16 protein-coding genes, 2 tRNA genes and 1 pseudogene are annotated in these 19,915 nt (G+C 35.0%); 7 read left to right on the forward strand and 12 right to left on the reverse strand.

What is annotated here, in order from left to right; translation table 11 throughout:
- The first annotated feature begins 344 nt into the window (after positions 1-344).
- From rpmH to jag, 5 genes and pseudogenes are all read left to right on the forward strand, one after another.
- Complete coding sequence (gene rpmH, locus B5D25_RS07200) at positions 345-479, forward strand: 50S ribosomal protein L34 (RefSeq protein WP_078787283.1); 135 nt, start codon at positions 345-347, stop codon at positions 477-479.
- A 48-nt stretch (positions 480-527) separates the two neighbouring features.
- On the forward strand, positions 528-893 hold the full coding sequence (gene rnpA / locus B5D25_RS07205) for a ribonuclease P protein component (RefSeq protein WP_423230082.1): 366 nt from the start codon (positions 528-530) through the stop codon (positions 891-893).
- On the forward strand, positions 886-1,098 hold the full coding sequence (yidD, locus tag B5D25_RS07210) for a membrane protein insertion efficiency factor YidD (protein WP_078787285.1): 213 nt from the start codon (positions 886-888) through the stop codon (positions 1,096-1,098). The genes rnpA and yidD overlap by 8 nt, the downstream gene beginning before the upstream one ends.
- Before the next feature lie 9 nt (positions 1,099-1,107).
- Positions 1,108-2,367, forward strand: coding sequence for a YidC/Oxa1 family membrane protein insertase (locus B5D25_RS07215; protein WP_078787286.1), 1,260 nt, complete (start codon positions 1,108-1,110; stop codon positions 2,365-2,367).
- Between the two features lie 2 nt (positions 2,368-2,369).
- Positions 2,370-2,990 (forward strand): annotated as a pseudogene (gene jag / locus B5D25_RS07220) (RNA-binding cell elongation regulator Jag/EloR); the annotation flags it as partial.
- 291 nt (positions 2,991-3,281) lie between these two features.
- On the opposite strand, the gene B5D25_RS07225 reads toward jag, so the two are convergent.
- The 10 genes from B5D25_RS07225 to B5D25_RS07270 form a co-directional block, all read right to left on the reverse strand.
- A tRNA-Arg gene (locus B5D25_RS07225) sits at positions 3,282-3,355 on the reverse strand.
- Between the two features lie 71 nt (positions 3,356-3,426).
- On the reverse strand, positions 3,427-4,293 hold the full coding sequence (locus B5D25_RS07230; RefSeq protein WP_078787288.1) for a DUF3881 family protein: 867 nt from the start codon (positions 4,291-4,293) through the stop codon (positions 3,427-3,429).
- 12 nt (positions 4,294-4,305) lie between these two features.
- Complete coding sequence (gene serS / locus B5D25_RS07235; RefSeq protein WP_078787289.1) at positions 4,306-5,595, reverse strand: serine--tRNA ligase; 1,290 nt, start codon at positions 5,593-5,595, stop codon at positions 4,306-4,308.
- A 136-nt stretch (positions 5,596-5,731) separates the two neighbouring features.
- Complete coding sequence (locus B5D25_RS07240) at positions 5,732-6,283, reverse strand: DUF4446 family protein (RefSeq protein ID WP_078787290.1); 552 nt, start codon at positions 6,281-6,283, stop codon at positions 5,732-5,734.
- 41 nt (positions 6,284-6,324) lie between these two features.
- Entirely contained in the window at positions 6,325-7,302 is a 978-nt protein-coding gene (locus tag B5D25_RS07245) for a ParB/RepB/Spo0J family partition protein (RefSeq protein ID WP_341443635.1), read from the reverse strand.
- Positions 7,303-7,335: 33 nt separating this feature from the next.
- Positions 7,336-8,106: a ParA family protein gene (locus B5D25_RS07250; RefSeq protein ID WP_078787293.1), complete on the reverse strand. Its 771-nt coding sequence runs from the start codon at positions 8,104-8,106 to the stop codon at positions 7,336-7,338.
- 168 nt (positions 8,107-8,274) lie between these two features.
- A complete protein-coding gene (locus B5D25_RS07255) occupies positions 8,275-8,934 on the reverse strand; it encodes an HAD family hydrolase (RefSeq protein WP_078787294.1) in 660 nt (219 codons plus the stop codon).
- A 1,531-nt stretch (positions 8,935-10,465) separates the two neighbouring features.
- Positions 10,466-12,172: an arginine--tRNA ligase gene (gene argS / locus B5D25_RS07260; protein ID WP_078787295.1), complete on the reverse strand. Its 1,707-nt coding sequence runs from the start codon at positions 12,170-12,172 to the stop codon at positions 10,466-10,468.
- Between the two features lie 285 nt (positions 12,173-12,457).
- Positions 12,458-13,573 (reverse strand): ATP-binding protein, encoded by a 1,116-nt coding sequence (locus B5D25_RS07265; protein WP_159444109.1) that lies wholly within the window; start codon positions 13,571-13,573, stop codon positions 12,458-12,460.
- A gap of 37 nt (positions 13,574-13,610) precedes the next feature.
- Positions 13,611-15,275, reverse strand: a complete 1,665-nt coding sequence (locus B5D25_RS07270; protein WP_159444110.1) for a D-alanyl-D-alanine carboxypeptidase family protein — start codon at positions 15,273-15,275, stop codon at positions 13,611-13,613.
- A 387-nt stretch (positions 15,276-15,662) separates the two neighbouring features.
- Between B5D25_RS07270 and trmB the strand changes: the two genes are divergently transcribed.
- A complete protein-coding gene (gene trmB, locus B5D25_RS07275; protein ID WP_078787299.1) occupies positions 15,663-16,304 on the forward strand; it encodes a tRNA (guanosine(46)-N7)-methyltransferase TrmB in 642 nt (213 codons plus the stop codon).
- A 113-nt stretch (positions 16,305-16,417) separates the two neighbouring features.
- Positions 16,418-16,490 (forward strand) — tRNA-Lys (locus tag B5D25_RS07280).
- 177 nt (positions 16,491-16,667) lie between these two features.
- Here the strand turns inward: B5D25_RS07280 and mnmL are convergent.
- On the reverse strand, positions 16,668-17,573 hold the full coding sequence (mnmL, locus tag B5D25_RS07285) for a tRNA modification radical SAM protein MnmL/YtqA (RefSeq protein ID WP_078787300.1): 906 nt from the start codon (positions 17,571-17,573) through the stop codon (positions 16,668-16,670).
- On the reverse strand, positions 17,570-19,909 hold the full coding sequence (feoB, locus tag B5D25_RS07290; protein ID WP_078787302.1) for a ferrous iron transport protein B: 2,340 nt from the start codon (positions 19,907-19,909) through the stop codon (positions 17,570-17,572). The genes mnmL and feoB overlap by 4 nt, the downstream gene beginning before the upstream one ends.
- Positions 19,910-19,915 lie beyond the last annotated feature (6 nt).

A 19,915-nucleotide genomic window follows, 5' to 3' on the forward strand; every position in this document is an offset into this window, starting at 1 on the left:
CCATAAATTTTATGTTAATAGATGGGAAATATTATGTCTACTGTTTATAACTACTGTAAACCATTGAAAATACGTCGAAAATGAGAGTTAAAAAAATTAATATAACAAATAAACAAACAGATAAATGATAAGTTATCAACAATTTACGAACAAAATGTTGATAAATTACGTAAACTAAAAATAATTTTCACATAATTTTGTGTATAACTATAAGTACAAATTGACTGATTATTCTTGACTTTTTGCCGTATTTCAAATAAAATGTCAGTTGATTTGTGTCTTTTTATAAATCCGATTTATTTGAGGATACATTTTAATAAGTAAGAAAGAGAGGTAATTTCCTAATGAAGATGACATTTCAGCCAAAGAAGAGATCAAGATCTAAGGTTCACGGTTTCAGAAAGAGAATGAGTACTGCAAATGGTCGTAAGGTTCTTTCAGCTAGAAGAGCAAAGGGAAGAAAGTCTATTTCAGCCTAAGACCACAGCCTATGTGGTCTTTTTAAGTAGCTTTAAGAACCTTTATCGGTGAGTAAGGGTTGTAAGATGAAAAATATAATTTCATTAAAAAATTACAGAGAGTTTGGCAAGGTCTATGACCACAGAGAATCGTTTGCCAATAAGTATTTAGTGATGTACCGAGTCGCCAATTCACTCGGATACAGTAGAATTGGAATCTCTGTAAGTAAGAAGGTTGGCAACAGTGTCGTCAGGCACAGAATAACCAGACTAATCAGAGAAAGCTACAGATTAAATAATGATAACTTGATACAGGGCTATGATATAGTCGTTGTAGCCAGGCCTGCAGCTAAGGGTAGGAATTATTTTGATATAGAGAAATCATTTCTCCATCTATGCAGGCTTCATAACTTTTTTAAGAAAGAAAATGAATAGAGTTTGTATTTGTTTAATTAAATTTTATAAAAAAAATATTTCACCGCTAAAAAAACATGGATCATGCATATTCTATCCAACCTGTTCTACTTATGCTATTCAGGCATACAGCAGATATAATTTCATAAAGGCAACAGGACTTACAGTTTGGAGAATAGTAAGATGCAATCCTTTTAATAAAGGAGGATACGATCCGGTTCCATAGGAGAAAAAAATGCTTTTAATCAAGAAAACAGGATTTTTTGGACCACTTTACAGCTTCATGGGTTGGATAATGGATTCAATCTATAACGTACTTGATAAGATGGGAATTGCGAGCCTTGGTCTTTCAATCATCTTTTTCACAATTGTAGTTCGACTCCTTATTTTTCCATTAAGCTTAAAGAGTACTAAATCTCAGAAAATTCAGAAGTATCTTCAGCCTGAATTTAACAAGATTAACAAGAAGTACAAAGGAAAAAAAGATCAGAATACCATGATGAAGCAGCAGCAGGAAATCAGGGAGCTTCAGCAGAAGTACGGCATCAAGATGACTTCAGGATGTCTTACAGCAATCATTCAGCTTCCTATCTTCTTCTCTCTTTATTGGGTTATAAGAAATATTCCAACATATGTTGGTAAAATCCATAAGCTTTATGAACCTATAGCTTATTACATCAAAGACAATGTAACATTTGATGCATTCAAGGATTTTGTTAAAAATCAGAAAGTATTGCTTGAAAGCGGAGTACTTAAGATCACAACATTTAATAACGGAGAAGGAATCATCGATTCACTTTATAAGTTTACAAGTGATAACTGGGACAAATTAAATGAACAGTTTAATCTTTCAGGTGCTTCTATAGGTTTTGATCAGAAACTTTCAAAAATTAAAGAAGCAAATACATTTTTAGGTATTAATCTTTCTGAACCACCGGGATTTAAGTTTACAATAGCACTTATAATCCCTGTACTTGCATTTTTATTCCAGTTCTTAAGTACTATAGCTATGCAGAAGCAGCAGGTAATCACTGACGCAAGTCAGGAAGCAACAATGAAAACAATGAACAAGTTTACAAAGTTCATGCCTGTTTTCTCATTCATCATCTGTATAACAGTATCAGCAGGTCTTGGTCTTTACTGGGCAGTTGGTGCATTCATAAGTTGGTTGACCACAGTTCTTACCAATCTATATTATGATAAAGCGGATATGGAAAAAATTGTTGAAAAAGCTAAAGCTAAAGCAGAGATGAAGAATGCTAAACGTGAAGCAAGCGGTAAGAAGAGCTTCATGGAAAGATTAGCTGAAAGTGCTGCAGCACAGCAGGAAGCTAGAGAAAAAGCTGAAGGTATGGAAAAGTTTGGAAGTGCTAGACTTAAGAATTACACTTCTTCAACTTCAACTAATACGAATAAAAACGTTAAATACAAAGAAGGAAGTCTTGCTGCCAAAGCAAATGCTATGAGGCAGTTTAATGATAAGGAGAACGACTAGTAATGGAATTTAAGGAATTTAGAGCTAAGACAGTTGAAGATGCTATAACAGCTGCAGCTCTTGAATTTTCAGTAGCAAGTTCTGAACTTGAAACTGAAATTGTTGACAGGGGTAGTACAGGATTCCTCGGAATTGGCGGCAGACAGGCTGTTATTAAAGCCAGAGCCAAGAATGATATTTCACGTGATACAAAAGAATATCTTGAGAAAATCTTCGCAGCAATGGAAACAGAAGTTTCAATAGATATTCAGTTTGATAAAGAGTTAGAGACAATGGATATTGATCTTGAAGGACCTGAAATGGGTATTCTTATTGGAAAAAGAGGTCAGACTCTTGATTCACTTCAGTATCTTGTCAGCTTATTCGTAAACAAGAAGAGCGAAAGCTATATAAGAGTTAAGCTCAATACAGAGAATTATCGTGAAAGACGTAAAGAAACTCTTGAAAACCTTGCTAAGAATATTGCATTCAAAGTTAAGAGAACAAGAAAGTCATTTACTCTTGAACCAATGAATCCATATGAAAGAAGAATTATCCATTCAACACTTCAGAACGATAAATTCGTTGCAACAAGAAGTGAAGGTGAAGAACCTTATCGTAAGGTAGTTGTTTACCTTAAGAAGGGTGGAAAGAACTTCAAGAAGAAGGATTACAACAGAGATTATAATAAAGATTACAGCAAGAACATTGTTAAGGAAGAAAAGCCTAAGAAGCAGGCATATGATTACGGCGATTATGATATTTCCGAAATCAATGCAGAAACAGCTATCGATGCAGCAGCTAATCTTCAGAATGCTATTGCAAACGAACAGGAATAATCGATTTATATGATCTGTATCATTGATTGATAAATTTCAAATTGGTTGTTAATAAAACCCCGGAAGAATAATTCTTTCGGGGTTTATTATATCCAATGTACCTAGGCGGATTCGAACCGCCGGCCTTCCGCTTAGGAGGCGGACGCTCTATCCTGCTGAGCTATAGATACATATGCAACATTCGTTATTTTATAGTAAATAAAGAATGTCGTCAAGACTTAATTAAATGCCGGAATAGGGCCTAGAACATTATATAGCCCTGCATCCAGATAACTCCTTTGAAGCGTCGACCAACTTCAGGTTCACCTTTAAGATCCATAGAATTAATGTAAACATCAAGAAAATAGTCATTGCACTGAATGGTCATACATATTACCTCTTCATCAGTAACAGTATTTTTGATAACTTTGTATCTTTCGATGATACCAATTATTTCATACGCTTCACAATCTATACCATAAGGCATCATAGTTGTTTCGACAACAGAAAGAATTCCGTCTCGAAGAGCCTTGTTATACATATCATTTTTCTGATCCATTGAGAGAAGAGCCAGATCCTCTAAAGCATCTTCATCTCCTCTTCTTGCAGCTTCTGTTAGTCGGATACGATCGATATGTTGTTTTTTAACTTTAATTTCTTCGTCTTTTGTTCTTGTAAGAGGAAGAAGTATGCTTCCGTTATTGGATAATGCGGATAACATACATGTTTCAGTAAAAGGGGCTTTATTAAGCCAGTTTAAATGAACATAGTCGGCAATATTCTGAAGATAAAACATTATATTGAGAGTAAAATCATCGATAATGCCGTCATAGGAATCATTTCCAAGATGCTTTTCAATCCTTAGATTATGTACATATGTAAGTGTTGAAGGTGTTGCAAAAGGAAATGCATGTTCAATACTTATTCTTGATGTTGCATCAATTTCACCAATGAGAGTTATTCCTATTCCATCGCCGAACTCCCGGTCAAGCTGAATTATGCTTGTACCGAGATCGATGGATGCGGTTGTCTTTCTCGTAGGTGAATTCATTACATCACGATAAAGTCCTTCCATTTGTAGTCTGGATTTAATTTTACTAAAACCAATGGCACGATATAAACTATGCATTAATCATTCTTTCTAGTTCTTTGGAACTATTTTTTCAAGGCCACCCATATATGGTCTGAGTACTTCTGGAATATTAACTGAACCGTCAGCATTTAAGTTATTTTCAAGGAAAGCTATAAGCATTCTTGGTGGTGCAACAACGGTATTGTTAAGAGTATGAGCAAGATATTTATTTCCATCTTCACCCTTAACTCTGATCTGAAGTCTTCTTGCCTGTGCATCTCCGAGATTTGAGCAGCTACCAACTTCGAAATATTTCTTCTGACGTGGAGACCAAGCTTCAACATCGAATGACTTAACTTTAAGATCCGCAAGATCACCTGAACAACATTCAAGAGTTCTTACAGGAATATCAAGTGAACGGAAGAGTTCTACTGTGTAGCTCCACATTTTATTGAACCAATCCATTGATTCTTCAGGTTTACAGATTACAATCATTTCCTGTTTTTCAAACTGATGAATTCTGTAAACACCTCTTTCCTCTTTACCATGTGCACCTTTTTCCTTACGGAAGCATGGAGAATAGCTTGTGAGTGTAAGAGGAAGTGAGCTTTCATCAACCATTTCACCTTTAAAACGACCTATCATAGAATGTTCACTTGTGCCGATGAGGAAAAGGTCTTCACCCTCAATCTTGTACATCATTTCATCCATTTCATCAAAACTCATTACACCTGTAACGACATCACTTCTGATCATGAAAGGAGGTATAACATATGTAAAGCCTTTGTTGATCATGAAATCTCTTGCATATGAAAGTACTGCACTGTGAAGGCGGGCAACGTCTCCTAAAAGGTAATAGAATCCATTTCCTGCTACACGGCCTGCGGCAGCCATATCAATACCTGCGAGTTTCTCCATAATATCTGTGTGATATGGAATCTCGAAATCAGGAACTACAGGATCGCCATACTTTGTAACTTCAACATTTTCAGAATCATCTTTTCCGATTGGAACTGAATCATCGATGATATTAGGAATAGTAAGCATGATTTTTCTTACCTTCTCATCAACGATTGGTTTCTTCTCTTCAAGCTGAGCTAAACGAGCTGCATTTTCAGCAACCTTCTTCTTTGCTTCTTCAGCGCCTTCTTTATCACCTTTAGCCATAAATGCACCAATCTGCTTAGAAATAACATTCTTCTCACTTCTTAACTGATCAGCCTCAGCCTGGATAGCACGAGCTTCCTTATCAAGTTCTATAACTTCATCTACAAGAGGAATTTTATGATCCTGAAACTTCTTTTTGATATTCTCTTTTACTATATCAGGATTTTCTCTTAAAAATTTAATATCTAACATTTTTTCTCCCTTTCTATAACTGATATATCAGTTTAAAATATTTTAGATTGTTCGTGTTTTAATTGTTTATACGTAATAAATATACATCTTTGATTCAATTGCTTATATGTCATTAAATATACACCTATAATATATTTTAAATGTCATATACATCATCATCAACAGGTGTTGTGAGAATTGCAATTTCATCTTCAACTGTCATGGCTTTTTTCAATGCTTCTTTTTCTTCTTCAGAAAGAGTAATGAATGACTCTCCCTTTATGATTTCTTTAGCATATGTGAAACAGCCTTCTTTAGTATGCATGGCATTGATAACCACTCCTGAATAATTATTGTTCAGAATAGCAAGAGAAAAGCTTAATTCGCCTGCCATGTCATTGAATGCATCATACTTTTTAAGACCAATTTTCGAATAGCATGAATCAACATGAGCTTTTGATTTTCTGTGCTCCTTGCTGACACGTTTTGCCATTGCCTTGACCTTATCCATCTCTTTGAATCTGGTAAATACTATTTCTTCCAGGTCCTTACCTTTTTTACCACTCATTATAGTATAGTATTTTCGATTGATGTCGAGCATTTTTCTAAAAGTAAGAAAAAGCATTATTGCAAGAGTGATTATAAGAAATAGAAGAATACCGATGACTATCTCTATTCTCATCCCAAATGCTTTTGAATATAATAACATTTGAAACTCCTTCCTTAGTTAGTATTTGTTATAACTCATATTTATTTTGCACTGTAAAGGAGTGAAGCAATCCTATCAAGTTCATCATTGGATGAGTATTCAATTTCGATGGTTCCTTTACCACCTTTTTTAGCTTTGATCTTTGCCTTTGTACCAAAGATGTTCTTAAGCCTTTCCTCAATTGATTTATAAATAAATGAATTGTCAGGCTCAGGATTCTTTGTCTGCTTAAGAATTTTCTCAGCACCGGAATTTATATCCTTAACAAGCTGTTCTGTTTCACGGACAGATAACTTATTGTCAAATACTAACATTGCTGTCTCATACTGAACTTCAGGATCTTCAAGTGCAATAAGACATCTTGCATGACCTGTGCTTATCATATCATCAATAAGCATCTGCTGAACTTTATCACCTAACTTTAAGAGTCTAAGAGCATTAGTGATAGTTGATCTGCTTTTTGAGACCTTCTCAGCTATTTCATCCTGCTTTAATTCATATTCCTCTATCAAAGACTGATAAGCCTTAGCTTCTTCAATAGGATTCAGATTTTCTCTCTGAATATTTTCAATAAGAGCAACCTCAAGGATCTGCTGCTCACTGTAATCTCTTTCAATTACAGGAACTTCTTTTAATCCGGCTATTCTGGCTGCACGCCATCTTCTTTCACCGGCGATAATTTCATAAAATCCTTTTCTTTTCTTAACTACGATAGGCTCTATGAGACCAAACTGCTTGATAGAATCAGCAAGTTCATTTAATGCGTCCTCATCGAATTCCTTTCGAGGCTGTGATTTATTTGGTTCAATGTCTGTTATTTTGAGATATTTTTCTTTCTCAACTTCTTTAACTACTTCTTTGACAACTTCTTTAACAACCTCTTTTACTGTTTCACCTTTTCCGGAGGATTTACCGGAAGTTTTTTTTGCAGATGATTCTTTAGTTGATGTTTTCTTCTCAGCATTATTTGTTGGGATTAAGCTCTCCATTCCCATACCGAGACCACGTCGCTTAGTCATCATGACCTCCTTCATATATCGAACATATGTTTGTTATAAAAATAATTTATTTTTCATTACTTCATCGGCCAACTGTCTGTAGGCCTCAGCACCTGTTGATCTGGAATCATATAGATTGATAGGAAGTCCAAAACTTGGGGCTTCAGCTAAACGAACATTTCTCGGAACAACAGTATTATATATAATCTGATCGAGATTATTTTTAACATTATCAACAACTTCTTGTGAAAGATTGTTTCTAGAGTCATACATTGTAAATACAACTCCTTCAATCTCAAGATGTTTGTTAAGCTTTTGCTTGATTAGATCGACAGTATATATAAGCTGTGACAATCCCTCCAAAGCATAAAACTCACACTGGATTGGAACAATGACTGTATCTGCTGCTGTCATGGCATTAACTGTAAGAATACCTAATGCAGGAGGACAGTCGATTATAATAAAATCAAACTTTTTTCTGATATTTTTAATTGTATTTTTCAATACATATTGTTTGTCTTCAACTTCAATAAAATCAATTTCGGCTCCGGCCAATTCACGGCTTGCAGGAACAACATTGAGATTATCGAATACATTCAGAAGCATAGCTTCTCCTAAATTGCAATTGCCGCACATGGCATCATATATTGAATACTGGATTTCACTCTTATCAATACCGAGACCACTTGTCATATTTCCCTGAGGGTCCATGTCGATAGCAAGGACTCTATTGCCTTTTTCAGCAAGACATGCAGCAAGATTTATGGATGTAGTTGTTTTACCAACCCCACCTTTTTGGTTTGCAATTGCTATAATTCTTCCCATTTTTTATCTCCAAATATTATGATGTTGGTATCAAAATGAATATTTTGACATCCTGTGACATACGAGTCACATATAAATAAGAAGTAACTAACCTCGTTTTGTCATTATATCACTTTATAATAGTACATTCCATAAAAAGATTATTAACAATTGAGTATTTTACTGACTTTATTTGTCTTTCAGATATTCTTTTACTTCTAATAAATTATCTAATACAACTTCGCATAAATTTATCATTTCTTCGGTAGCCGGAAGAAGATCCGGAACCATTATCGGCCTTAGTTTTGCTGCGCTGGCAGAACGTATACCATTGTGAGAATCCTCTATTGCATAAGCTTTTTGTGGTTCAACACCTAGTTCTTCACATGCCTTAAGATATATATCAGGTGCCGGTTTGCTTCTTTCAACCATATCTCCTGCAACTATTTTTTCAAAGTATTTCAGAATTCCTGCTGCCTCTAACTGAAGAAGAACTTTCTCTCTTCTTGTTGATGATGCAAGAGCAATCTTTATATTTTTATCATTTAAGTATTCCAGTAATTCATTGACACCTTTCTTCAGAGGTAGACGACCTTCACTATATCTTTCTTTGAATAAAACCATAGCTTCTGAATCAACCTCATCATAAGGGAAGTCCTGACCATAATCTTCGAGTACAATTTCTTTTGTTCTTGCATTTGTAACACCAATACATTTATAAAAAGTTTCTTCTATATTTGAAAACCCTCTTTTTTGTGCGATTTCTTTCCAGCATAAAAGAATAGCTCTTTCTGAGTCAAATATTACGCCATCCATATCAAATACTACTGCATCAAAATTCATGTTCATTATTACCTCATTTCTGTCCGTTAAGTATTGTTGTTTCTATTTCAAAAGTAAAATAATTATACTATAAATCAGGTTTATAAAACAATGAAATATCCGTTATAAATGTGTGAATTCTCATGTTTCACGTGAAACATTATGATATATATTTCTTTTGATTGATTTTGTTTGGATGTAAATGGATTAAGTATCTATATGATGATCATATATAATTCTATTGATTTTCAGAAATTATAATTGAAGAATTTTTTGATTGGCGTCCGGCAATTAATTAGCTCAGAAAATAATTAGCTCAGAAAACAATAAATTCAATAAATAATAAATTCAGTAAAGAATAAACGCAGTTAGTAATAAATTCAGGAACTAGTAAATTCAGGAACTAATAAATTCAGGGACTAGTAAATTCAGGAACTAGTAAATTCAGGAACTAATAAATATCTATAAAACTCTATATATAAAAAATCAGCTAACATTATACAGATAATAACAACATATTGTTTCACGTGAAACATGAGATGTAATAGTACAACGTTTAAAATTATATCATTTCAATTACTGATCATTACAGTTACTTAACCATTTCAATCACATGACCATTACAGTTACCTGACCATTTCAATCACATGACCATTACAGTTACTTAACCATTACAATTACATAACTATTACAATTACATAACCATTTCAATTTTTTAACTATTAATTTCAATGCTTAACAATTATTTTATCTGATTTTTATTTGATTATACTATCATTATTCCAGTTATTATTACTATCATTATATATAATAATAAATATTTCTTGGTTTTATAAAATTGGTTTAATAATAATTGATAAGATGTATATTTACAGGACTGATGATTATAGACTTTATAATCACTATAAATATCGTAATATAACTATTATTTTTTCTATGAGTCAAGATTTTATTTATATTGTTATATTATAAAAATAGTTACTTATATTTATATTACGTTTCACGTGAAACATTCTAAGTGATTTTATCCATACTTCTTAATGAGATAAATTCAATCTGTTTGAAAATGAAATCACGATATTTTGATTAAGAAATTATGATTCACTTGATGCATTCTACGTAAGTTATGAAATATTGTTTATAGAAGAATAATATTGACATATTGAAATTTGCAATTGCTAGGAATAACTACATATTATGGATTTATGTATAACTATGTTTCACGTGAAACATGAACGATACATATATGGAGTAGATATTTATCATATATATTGATTAATTTATTTAGTAAAGGACATTGAATAATTTGTATTTAAAATACAATATATGATAGATATTTGAAGATGGTTGTAAATAGGATTTTATCATCAGAATTATATATATTTATGAAACGATATTTATATATTAAAAGGCGATATTTATATATCTTCATGTTTCACGTGAAACATTCAATTGTTGAGATATAATTATTTTGAAACAAAAAAATACCGCCTATAAATCCTTTTCCGGATATATAAGCGGTATATTCATTAATAGCTATAATAATATATGTATTAAATTACATTTCTTCAACAACGCCGATTCCTAAGAGATCAAGAGCATCTTTAAGAACCTTTCTTGTTATTTTTACAAGAGCGATACGAGTATTCTTGATGTTTTCATCTTCAACGTTGATACGATTTACTGTATAGAACTTGTTAAATGACTGGGCAACAGCTACTGCAAATCTAGCAACGATGAATGGTTCGTATTTTTCAGAAGCATCTTTAACTACTGCAGGGAATCTGCTGATTTCCTTGAGAAGTTCAACAGATGCTTCATCTGTAATAATAGAATAATCAACATTTGAAAGATCAACTTTGTATGTATCTGTTGGTATTCCGGCTTTTCTGAGGATGCTTGAACATCTTGCATATGTATACTGTACATAAGGACCTGTTTCACCGTCAAAGTTGAGAAGCTTTTCCCAGCTGAAACTAACGTCCTTGATACGCTGATTGTAGAGGTCATTGAATATAACTGCTCCGACACCAACGATACGTGCAACTTCGTCTTTATCTTCAAGATTTGGATTCTTCTCTTCGATAGTCTTTTTAATCTTAGAAATTGCTTCAAGAAGAATGTCTTCAGCATAGATAACATTTCCTTCTCTTGTGGCAAGCTTAGCACCGTTGAGACTAACAAGTCCGTAAGGGATGTGAACAAGCTGATCCTTAGCCCATTCATTTCCAAGAAGCTCTACTACCTTGAATACCTGAGCAAAGTGTAACTTCTGCTCCTGGCCTGTTACATATAAAGCTTTAACAAAGTTGTATGTGTTTTTACGATAGAATATAGCTGCAAGATCTCTTGTTGCGTAGATAGATGAGCCATCATTCTTTAAAATAAGGCAAGGTGCCATATTGTATTCTTCAAGATCTACAATCTTAGCGCCTTCACTTTCTGTTAAAAGATTAGCATCAGTAAGTTTCTTGACGATATCAGATGTCATATTTCTATAGAAACTTTCACCTGTGAAATGATCGAAATCAAGTCCAAGAAGAGCATAAGTACGTTTATATTCTGTAAGGCTTATATCAACAAACCATTTCCAGATCTTTAATGCCTCTTCATTACCCTGTTCCATCTTGTTGAACCAAGCTCTTGCTTCATCATCAAGTTCAGGATTTTCTTTGGCTGCATTATGGAATGCAACATAGAGACGCATGAGTTCCTCGACACCTTTTTCTTTGATGGCCTGCTCATCGCCCCAGTTTTTGTAAGCAACGATAAGCTTACCAAACTGTGTTCCCCAGTCTCCAAGATGATTGATTCTTTCAACTTTATAACCGAGCTTTGAATATATTTTGTATAATGAATTTCCGATAATAGTTGTTCTTAAATGACCAACATGGAAGTTCTTAGCAACATTAGGAGAAGAGTAGTCGATACAAATAGTTTTGCCATTACCTTCTGTTGATGCACCGAAGTCTTCTGCAGAAACAGCCTCAACCATAGACTGAACAAAGCCGGTTTTCTTAAGGAAAAAGTTGATATATGCACCCTGTATATCAACATGATCAACATAATCAGGTAATGTTATCGAATCAGCGATTTCCTTAGCAATTACAGGAGGGGCTTTGTGAAGTTCTTTTGCAAGTCTGAAACATGGAAATGCAAAGTCACCCATTTCAGGTTTTGGTGGTATTTCAATAAGCTGTGAAATATCATCATTTGTTAAAAAATCGATTTTTTCTGATAATAAATTAACAATTTTATTTTTCATATCATTTATCCTTTATATTTTAGTTAACATAATAAGTTAACGTAATGATCCTGTTTTTAGACTTGAAGTTGTTTTTTATCATGAAATAAGTTCAAGTCAACGTACAAGTCCGTTTTATATGTATAATTATTTATATTTTTACATATGTATATTAAAAATCATCAGCAAAATGACTGTGTAAAAATATAAAAATATCATCTTCGACTACAGAACTGTTTTATATAAACAATCACTGCAGTACACAAGTATATCATACTGTATTAGTATATGAAACTATGTATATATCTATCTTGGAAAGTTGAAACTTACGGTTGTACCGTTTTTCTTACTTCCGGAGATATTTAATTCTCCGTCCAGAAGATATATTAGGCCATGGGCTCTGTGGAGATTGCTGTACCAAGGGCTCTTTTGATAATAGTTTTTACTTATTCCTATGCCGTTATCATTGATGGTGACATCAATATTTTTGTCTGTCACGGTCAAACGGAATTTAATCTGATTGGCATTAGAATGTTTATATATGTTATCAAACATAATGTCAAGTAGATTCATTAAAGCTATATTTTTTTCATAGCTAAGATGAATGTCCGGGTCAGGACATTTTATATCTGCTTCGAGTACGCATTCAGGATGCAGATCACGATTATTCGTAACAAAATCATCGAGAAGTACCCAAATAGATTGATCAGCGTTGAAATTGTAATTAATATGTGTAAGAAGCGAATCTATGCTGTCACATGTTTTATCAAGCTGATCTGAGATTTCTTCGGCTGTTGATCTGGCAATTTCAGGATCTGAAGAAATGAGATAGCTGAGCATATCGAGTCGATGTGAGTTATTCTCAATTTCAGCTTTGATTCGTGTATCGAGGATTGTGCCGATGTATGTCTTATCGAATGCATCCAGCATAAGAATATTGGTTCCGTATTTTTGATTTTCCGGAACAGCAGGTTCTTCCTCTTCAAGAAACTGAAATCCGTCGAAATCTTCTTCCTCTGTATCTTCTATTAAAGTTCTCAAATTGTTGATAGCTTTTTTTGCAGAATTAAGTGAAGAAAGTTTTTCGGAAATTGCTTTGATTTTGGATTCTTCAGTTGCAATTTTGGCTTCCAATGTTTGCTTAACGATTTTTAAATCATCAATCTGTGCATTTATCGCATTATTCTTCTCGTCATTTTCATTAAGCTTAATCAAAGGACTGAAAACATTTTTCCTTGAATTTGTTGAAGGATGATAGACATTTTTGGTCCTATATAATTCATCCAGCTTTATATTTACTTCGAACAATTTGGACTGATGGTTTTGAATTGATTCGAGAAGGTCGTTGCTTGTATCAGTAAAATGTCGAAGCATTTCTTCGTTGGATTTAATTATCTCTTCTAAAAGTTTATCCTTATCCATCCTTGATGTCCTTTCTAAATTCAAAGTATTATGCGTCTTATTTATTGTTTTTCTTAATGGAAATACCATCTGTTAGAGGGTTACTCTTTTTGCCGGTATTTTTTTCTGAAGAATTATTTGGCGTTTTACCGGTTTTTTTCTTTTTATTTCCGGCTGACATATTTCCAGAAACGGCAACGTTTTGCTTCTTACTTACGTTTGAAACATTTTCAGAATCAGCAGCGTTTTTCTCATCACTGCCGGCTGACGTATTTTCAGAATCTGCAACATTTTTCTCATCACTGCCGGCTGGTGCATTTTCTGAATCTGCAGCACTTTTTTCCTTATTATTGTTTGCAGACTTTTTAGGTGCAGCATGTCTGATGAGAGGGTAGGAATGAATGTTTTTTCTGTCCAAACGCCTCTGCTGAAGCTTATGTATTTCTATTAAAAGTATGACCATGATAACGGCGATTGCAAGCATTATCACATAGTACCAATGAAATGTGAAACCTGATTTCTTGGTTTTGTTAATTATCTCCGTCACGGTCTTAGATGAATTGTCTGTATAGTCGTTATTGATGATATCGACTTCACCGTAATTCTCGCCTTCATAAGAAAGCTCTATCTTTCCGGCAATCTTCGAATCAGGATTGTCGTAAATGATAACTTTTTTATCGATATTATCAGCTGTTATATGAGTCCCTGCATAAACAGTATATTCCTTATCTGTTGAAAGATTAGGAAGCTTATGATTAAGGGACGTATAGTAATTATTCAGTAATGGCGAATCAATCTCTATCTTATCAAAGCTGAAGTTCTCAAGAGGCTTAAATATATGAAAATTTTCAAAACAATAATTCAGCAAATTTGTAGTGTCTTCATATGCCTCAGAAGTTGAGGGAACATCCATAAGGACGCATACCAGACGGCGGTCATTCTTCTCTGCATAAGTAACAAGAGTTGCATTTGCCTCCGGTGTGTATCCGGTTTTACCGCAAACTGCATACGGGTAATAATATTCACTGGATTCGAAGATCATATCATCACCATTCCAAAGAACACGTTCTGTATTCTTATTGGTTGCAGGAATTGTGTAAGTCGGAGTTGAAAGGATATTCTTAAAGTCAGGAAATGAATAGGCAGCACAGCAAATGAGCGCCATATCGTAAGCTGTTGTATAAGTATCCTTATCATGAAGTCCGCTGGCATTTGAAAAATGAGTATTTTCGCATCCGAGAGAAGAGGCTTTATCATTCATCATTCCGCAAAATGAATTGAGGTCTCCGCCCACATGTTCTGCAACGGCATAGGCTGCTTCATTTGCTGAACTAAGAAGCATTCCGTATAAAGCATCTTTCAAGGTAAGCTGCTCACCATAGGTAAGCGCAAGATTCATGCTGTCGGAAGGTGTTTTATCAACGGCATTATTTGACATAGTCACTGTGCTTTTAAGATCACCTTTTTCAACAGCAATAAATGCAGTCATAAGCTTCGCAATACTTGCAGGATAATGCTTCTGGTGCGAGTCCTTTTCAAATAAAATCTTGCCTGCATCTATATCCATCACGATTGCTGACGCAGCCTTAACTTTAGGCGGGTCAACTTTCTTTATTTCCTTTTTTTTATCGCCTTTTTCGGCATCCGAAGGTGTTGCTGTATCCTCTGCGGCACGTACAACGCCAATAGGTCCGGCAGCATAAAAAATAAAGCTTCCGAACATGATAACTAAACATAAAATGTATGTAATTAATCTATTTTTTCTAATATGTATATGATTCATTTTAATAAACTTGGAAAATTCAAAATTATAAAATGGCATAAATCACCACAATATGCATTTATTATGCCCCAGTTCTACTTAAAAAACAAGGATAAAATACTGTTTAACATCCTGTTTAAAATCTTGATTAAAATACTGTTTAAAATCCCGTTGCGAAAGAGCATTTACTTGTATATACTAGTATAACGTATTTTATGAATATTATATTAGTATGACATAGGTGTCAAAAGTATAAATGCGTTCCTGTTTGTAGGAAGAGCGTATAAACCTTATGACACTCATATCATTGGTACAGTAATTTGTATTTATAACAGTTGGAGGAATTAAATGAGATTAAAAAATGTTCCCGGATCCAGAGAAGCGATCGCAGAGAGCGAATATACTATAAAAAATGAAGAGTCAATGAAGGGAAAATGGCACGAGCTTTTTGGTAACAACAATCCGATACATATCGAGATCGGTATGGGTAAGGGTCAGTTTATCATGGAAATGGCCCGCAGAAACCCTGATATCAATTATATCGGCATAGAAAAGTATTCGAGTGTTCTTATAAGGGCTATCGAGAAAAGAGAGCAGGAACCGCTTATGAAGAACTTATACTTCATAAGAATGGATGCGGAATATATCGGAAATGTTTTCGATAAGGGTGAGGTCGCATATATCTATCTTAATTTTTCCGATCCATGGCCAAAGGACAGACATGCAAAAAGAAGACTTACTTCAAGACAGTTTTTAAAGAGATATGAAGAAATACTTCCTGATGGTGGCGGTATAACTTTTAAGACAGACAATGTTCCGCTTTTTAATTTCTCACTGGAGGAAGTTGAAGCAGCTGAATGGAAGCTTCTTAATTTCACAAGAGATCTTCACAAGTCTGAGTATAATGAAGGAAATGTAATGACAGAATATGAGAAGAAATTCTCAGAGCTTGGTAATCCAATTTGTAGACTGGTTGCACAAAAAAAGTAACGTGTCTTGTGCAAGATGCTGAAATGAAAAAAATTATAAAAAAATGATTGCAATTCTGTATTTTATATAATATACTTCTTTAAGTGTTCAGCAAACAACACGAACACTTATCTGGGCCGCTAGCTCATTTGGTAGAGCACCTGACTCTTAATCAGGGTGTGCGGGGTTCGAGCCCCCGGCGGCCCACGCAGGAGGGCTGAGGACTTTGTGTAGACAAGGTTTTTGGCCTTTTTTTTGTGTCTATTATCTTATCAATTAATTCTGACAATTTCTGAGTGATTCAAACATAAGATGTTTCCCCAAAGACAATTGCATAATATATTTCCTAAAACATAATTATATAATCTGTATATAGAAATTTATCTATATAAAACCATTTTCACGAAGTGCTTTATTAATGGTATTCATCACAACTTTTTTGTTGGCGCTCCATGAAGGCTCAACAAGAAGTTTTTTGGGACCGTCACCGGTAAGCCTGTGAATTATGGTTTCTTCAGGGAGTATACGAAGGCACTCCAAAAGAACTTCCGTATATTCCGGAAGTGTCATTATATGAAATGGATTTTCCTGATACTCGTCGTAAAGACGGGTATCTTTTAGTATATGAAGAAGTTGAAGTTTGATTCCGTCAAGTGGCGGATTTAAGTTAGAAAGATAACGTACGGTTTCATACATATCTTCATGAGTCTCTCCGGGAAGTCCGAGGATTACATGGGTTATAACTGTGATACCGCACTTTTTAAGACGTAAATAAGTATTTTCAAATGTACTGAGAGGGTAGCAGCGATTAATACGCTCAGCAGTTCTCTCGTGCACAGTCTGAAGACCGAGTTCTATCCATACAGGTTTTATCTTATTTAGTTTTTCCAGAAGTAAAAACATTTCATCTGTAATGGAATCAGGCCTCGTGCCGATGGAAAGTATAACTATTTCCGGACGATTTATGGTTGCTGTAAAAAGCTCTTTAAGATGCTGAAAATCGCCATATGTGTTGGTAAAAGACTGAAAGTATGCGATATATTTTCTTTCTGTCGGATCGACGCCGGACATTTTATTATCAACTCTTGCTCTTGCTTCTTCAATCTGCTTATCTATGGAATCGACCTTTGAAGCAAAGTCGCCGGATCCACCCATAGAGCAGAAAGAACAGCCGCCCAAACCGACAGTTCCGTCACGGTTAGGGCAGCTGCAACCACTTTGTAAGGACAGTTTATAAATCTTTTGTCCGTATATTCTCTTAAGTTCTTCAGAAATGGTTTTTATTTTCATAAAAGGTTTCCTATACTGTAAATCATAAATGAAATGATCCATGCTATAGAACACTGCATTACTATCATTATAAGTGCCCAACGCACACCAAGCTCTCTTTTAACTGATGCAATAGCTGCAACGCAAGGTGTGTATAAGAGGCAGAATACAAGCAGTGAAAATGCAGCAAGCGGACTAAGGAGTCCTGCTACTGTTCCTCCTGTAAGAATGGTTATGGTTGATACAACACTTTCTTTGGCCATAAAGCCTGTGATAAGCGCGGTAACTATCATCCAGCTTCCGAATCCAAGAGGTTTAAATATAGGAGCAATGATACCGGCTATATGCGCAAGGATGCTGTGCTCAGGCGTTTTAACAAGGCCGAGATGAGCATTGAATGTCTGAAGGAACCATATAGCTATGGTTGCCACAAATATAACCGTAAATGCTCTTGTAAGGAAGTCTTTTGCCTTTTCCCAAAGAAGTTGTCCAACATTCTTAAGTCCGGGCATACGGTAGTTAGGAAGCTCCATAACGAAAGGAACCGCCTCGCCTTTAAATACAGTCTTCTTGCAAATGACAGCAGTAATTATACCGACCACAATTCCTATAATATAAAGAAGAAGTACTATCAGAGCTGTTTTACCCGGGAAGAATGCCGCTGCAAAAAATCCGTAAATAGGATATTTTGCTGTACAGCTCATAAATGGTATCAGCATAATAGTCATTTTTCTGTCTCGCTCCGAAGGGAGTGTTCTGCTGGACATAACGCCCGGAACGGAACATCCGAATCCTACGAGAAGAGGAACGATACTTCTTCCTGAAAGACCAAGCTTTCTAAATGGTCTGTCCATCACAAATGCTACTCTTGCCATATATCCCGTATCTTCAAGAAGAGACAGGAAGAAGAACAGCAGTAAAATGATAGGGATGAAACTTAAAACGCTTCCTATTCCCTGAAAAATACCATTTATTATAAGGGAATGAAGAACTTCATTTACCTTAACCGTAGTCAGGAAGCCGTCCATTTTATCTGTCAGAAATGTGATCAGATTTTCCAGACCGTCCTGCATCCAAACGCCTATTACATTAAATGTCAGATATGAGATAAGTCCCATGATCAGTATAAATGCAGGCAGAGCGGTAAATTTACCGGTCAGTATTCTATCAATCTTTTCGCTTCTTTCTCTTTCCTTACTTTCGCTGGGTTTTACAACGGTTTCTCTTACAAGTTTATCTATAAATGAGAAACGCATATCTGCTATTGCAGCTGATCTGTCGAGACCTCTTTCTTCCTCCATTTGAAGGATTATATGCTCGATCATTTCTTTCTCATTTTCGGAAAGATTTAGAGAATCAATAACTCTGGCGTCGCCTTCTATTATTTTATTTGCAGCGAATCTTATAGGTATATCAGCATTTTTGGCATGATCTTCTATAAGAGTCATTATGCCGTGGATGCATCTGTGAACAGCTCCGCCATGATCGGTCTCATCACAGAAATCCTTATTGCCCGGACATTCCTGATATTTCGCCGTATGAAGAGAGTGATTTATCAGTTCATCTACACCTTCATTTTTGGAAGCTGATATCGGTACCACCGGAATGCCGAGGAGGGTTTCCATAGCATTTATATTGACTGAACCGCCATTTCCACGCATTTCATCCATCATATTGAGAGCGAGGACCATAGGAACGTCAAGCTCAATAAGCTGCATGGTAAGGTAGAGGTTTCTTTCAATGTTTGTTGCATCTACGATGTTGATTATCCCTTTTGGTTTATCTCCTATAATATACTGTCTTGAAACTATTTCTTCTTCGGTATAAGGAGATAATGAGTAAATTCCCGGAAGGTCGACAACTTCAGTATTTTTATGTCCTTTGATAACACCGCTTTTTCTGTCAACGGTTACGCCGGGAAAGTTTCCTACATGCTGATTTGAACCGGTAAGCTGATTGAAAAGAGTTGTTTTACCGCTGTTCTGATTTCCGGCAAGGGCGAAGGAAAGAGTTGTTCCTTCAGGCAAAGGATTGTTATGATTTCTCTGGCAATAAATCCCGCTTTCACCAAAACCGGGATGGTGTTTATAAGAAGTGTTGATCTTTTTGACCTTGAGTTTTTCACTGTTTTCAGGTGCAGGATCAATCTCAATATTTGCTGCATCATCAAGTCGGAGTGTGAGTTCATATCCATGGAGTCTGAATTCCATCGGGTCTCCCATAGGAGCAAGTTTCACGAGAGTGATCTCAACACCGGGAATCACGCCCATATCCAGGAAATGCTGACGTAATGCACCATCTCCACCGACACTTTTAATTATTGCAGTTTTTCCTTTTTCAAGTTCTTTGAGTGTCATATTATT

The organism is Eubacterium ruminantium, from assembly GCF_900167085.1.
GTDB classification, from domain to species: Bacteria; Bacillota; Clostridia; order Lachnospirales; family Lachnospiraceae; genus Eubacterium_Q; species Eubacterium_Q ruminantium.

Bases quoted from the DNA above. Each gene is read 5' to 3' on its own strand.
- argS (WP_078787295.1), bottom strand. From the start codon at position 12,172: ATGAAAAATAAAATTGTTAATTTATTATCAGAAAAAATCGATTTTTTA.
- trmB (WP_078787299.1), top strand. From the start codon at position 15,663: ATGAGATTAAAAAATGTTCCCGGATCCAGAGAAGCGATCGCAGAGAGC.
- B5D25_RS07230 (WP_078787288.1), bottom strand. From the start codon at position 4,293: ATGCATAGTTTATATCGTGCCATTGGTTTTAGTAAAATTAAATCCAGA.
- B5D25_RS07265 (WP_159444109.1), bottom strand. From the start codon at position 13,573: ATGGATAAGGATAAACTTTTAGAAGAGATAATTAAATCCAACGAAGAA.
- B5D25_RS07245 (WP_341443635.1), bottom strand. From the start codon at position 7,302: ATGACTAAGCGACGTGGTCTCGGTATGGGAATGGAGAGCTTAATCCCA.
- rpmH (WP_078787283.1), top strand. From the start codon at position 345: ATGAAGATGACATTTCAGCCAAAGAAGAGATCAAGATCTAAGGTTCAC.
- B5D25_RS07250 (WP_078787293.1), bottom strand. From the start codon at position 8,106: ATGGGAAGAATTATAGCAATTGCAAACCAAAAAGGTGGGGTTGGTAAA.
- B5D25_RS07270 (WP_159444110.1), bottom strand. From the start codon at position 15,275: ATGTTCGGAAGCTTTATTTTTTATGCTGCCGGACCTATTGGCGTTGTA.
- mnmL (WP_078787300.1), bottom strand. From the start codon at position 17,573: ATGAAAATAAAAACCATTTCTGAAGAACTTAAGAGAATATACGGACAA.
- B5D25_RS07255 (WP_078787294.1), bottom strand. From the start codon at position 8,934: ATGAACATGAATTTTGATGCAGTAGTATTTGATATGGATGGCGTAATA.
- B5D25_RS07215 (WP_078787286.1), top strand. From the start codon at position 1,108: ATGCTTTTAATCAAGAAAACAGGATTTTTTGGACCACTTTACAGCTTC.
- B5D25_RS07240 (WP_078787290.1), bottom strand. From the start codon at position 6,283: ATGTTATTATATTCAAAAGCATTTGGGATGAGAATAGAGATAGTCATC.
- serS (WP_078787289.1), bottom strand. From the start codon at position 5,595: ATGTTAGATATTAAATTTTTAAGAGAAAATCCTGATATAGTAAAAGAG.
- feoB (WP_078787302.1), bottom strand. From the start codon at position 19,909: ATGACACTCAAAGAACTTGAAAAAGGAAAAACTGCAATAATTAAAAGT.
- yidD (WP_078787285.1), top strand. From the start codon at position 886: ATGAATAGAGTTTGTATTTGTTTAATTAAATTTTATAAAAAAAATATT.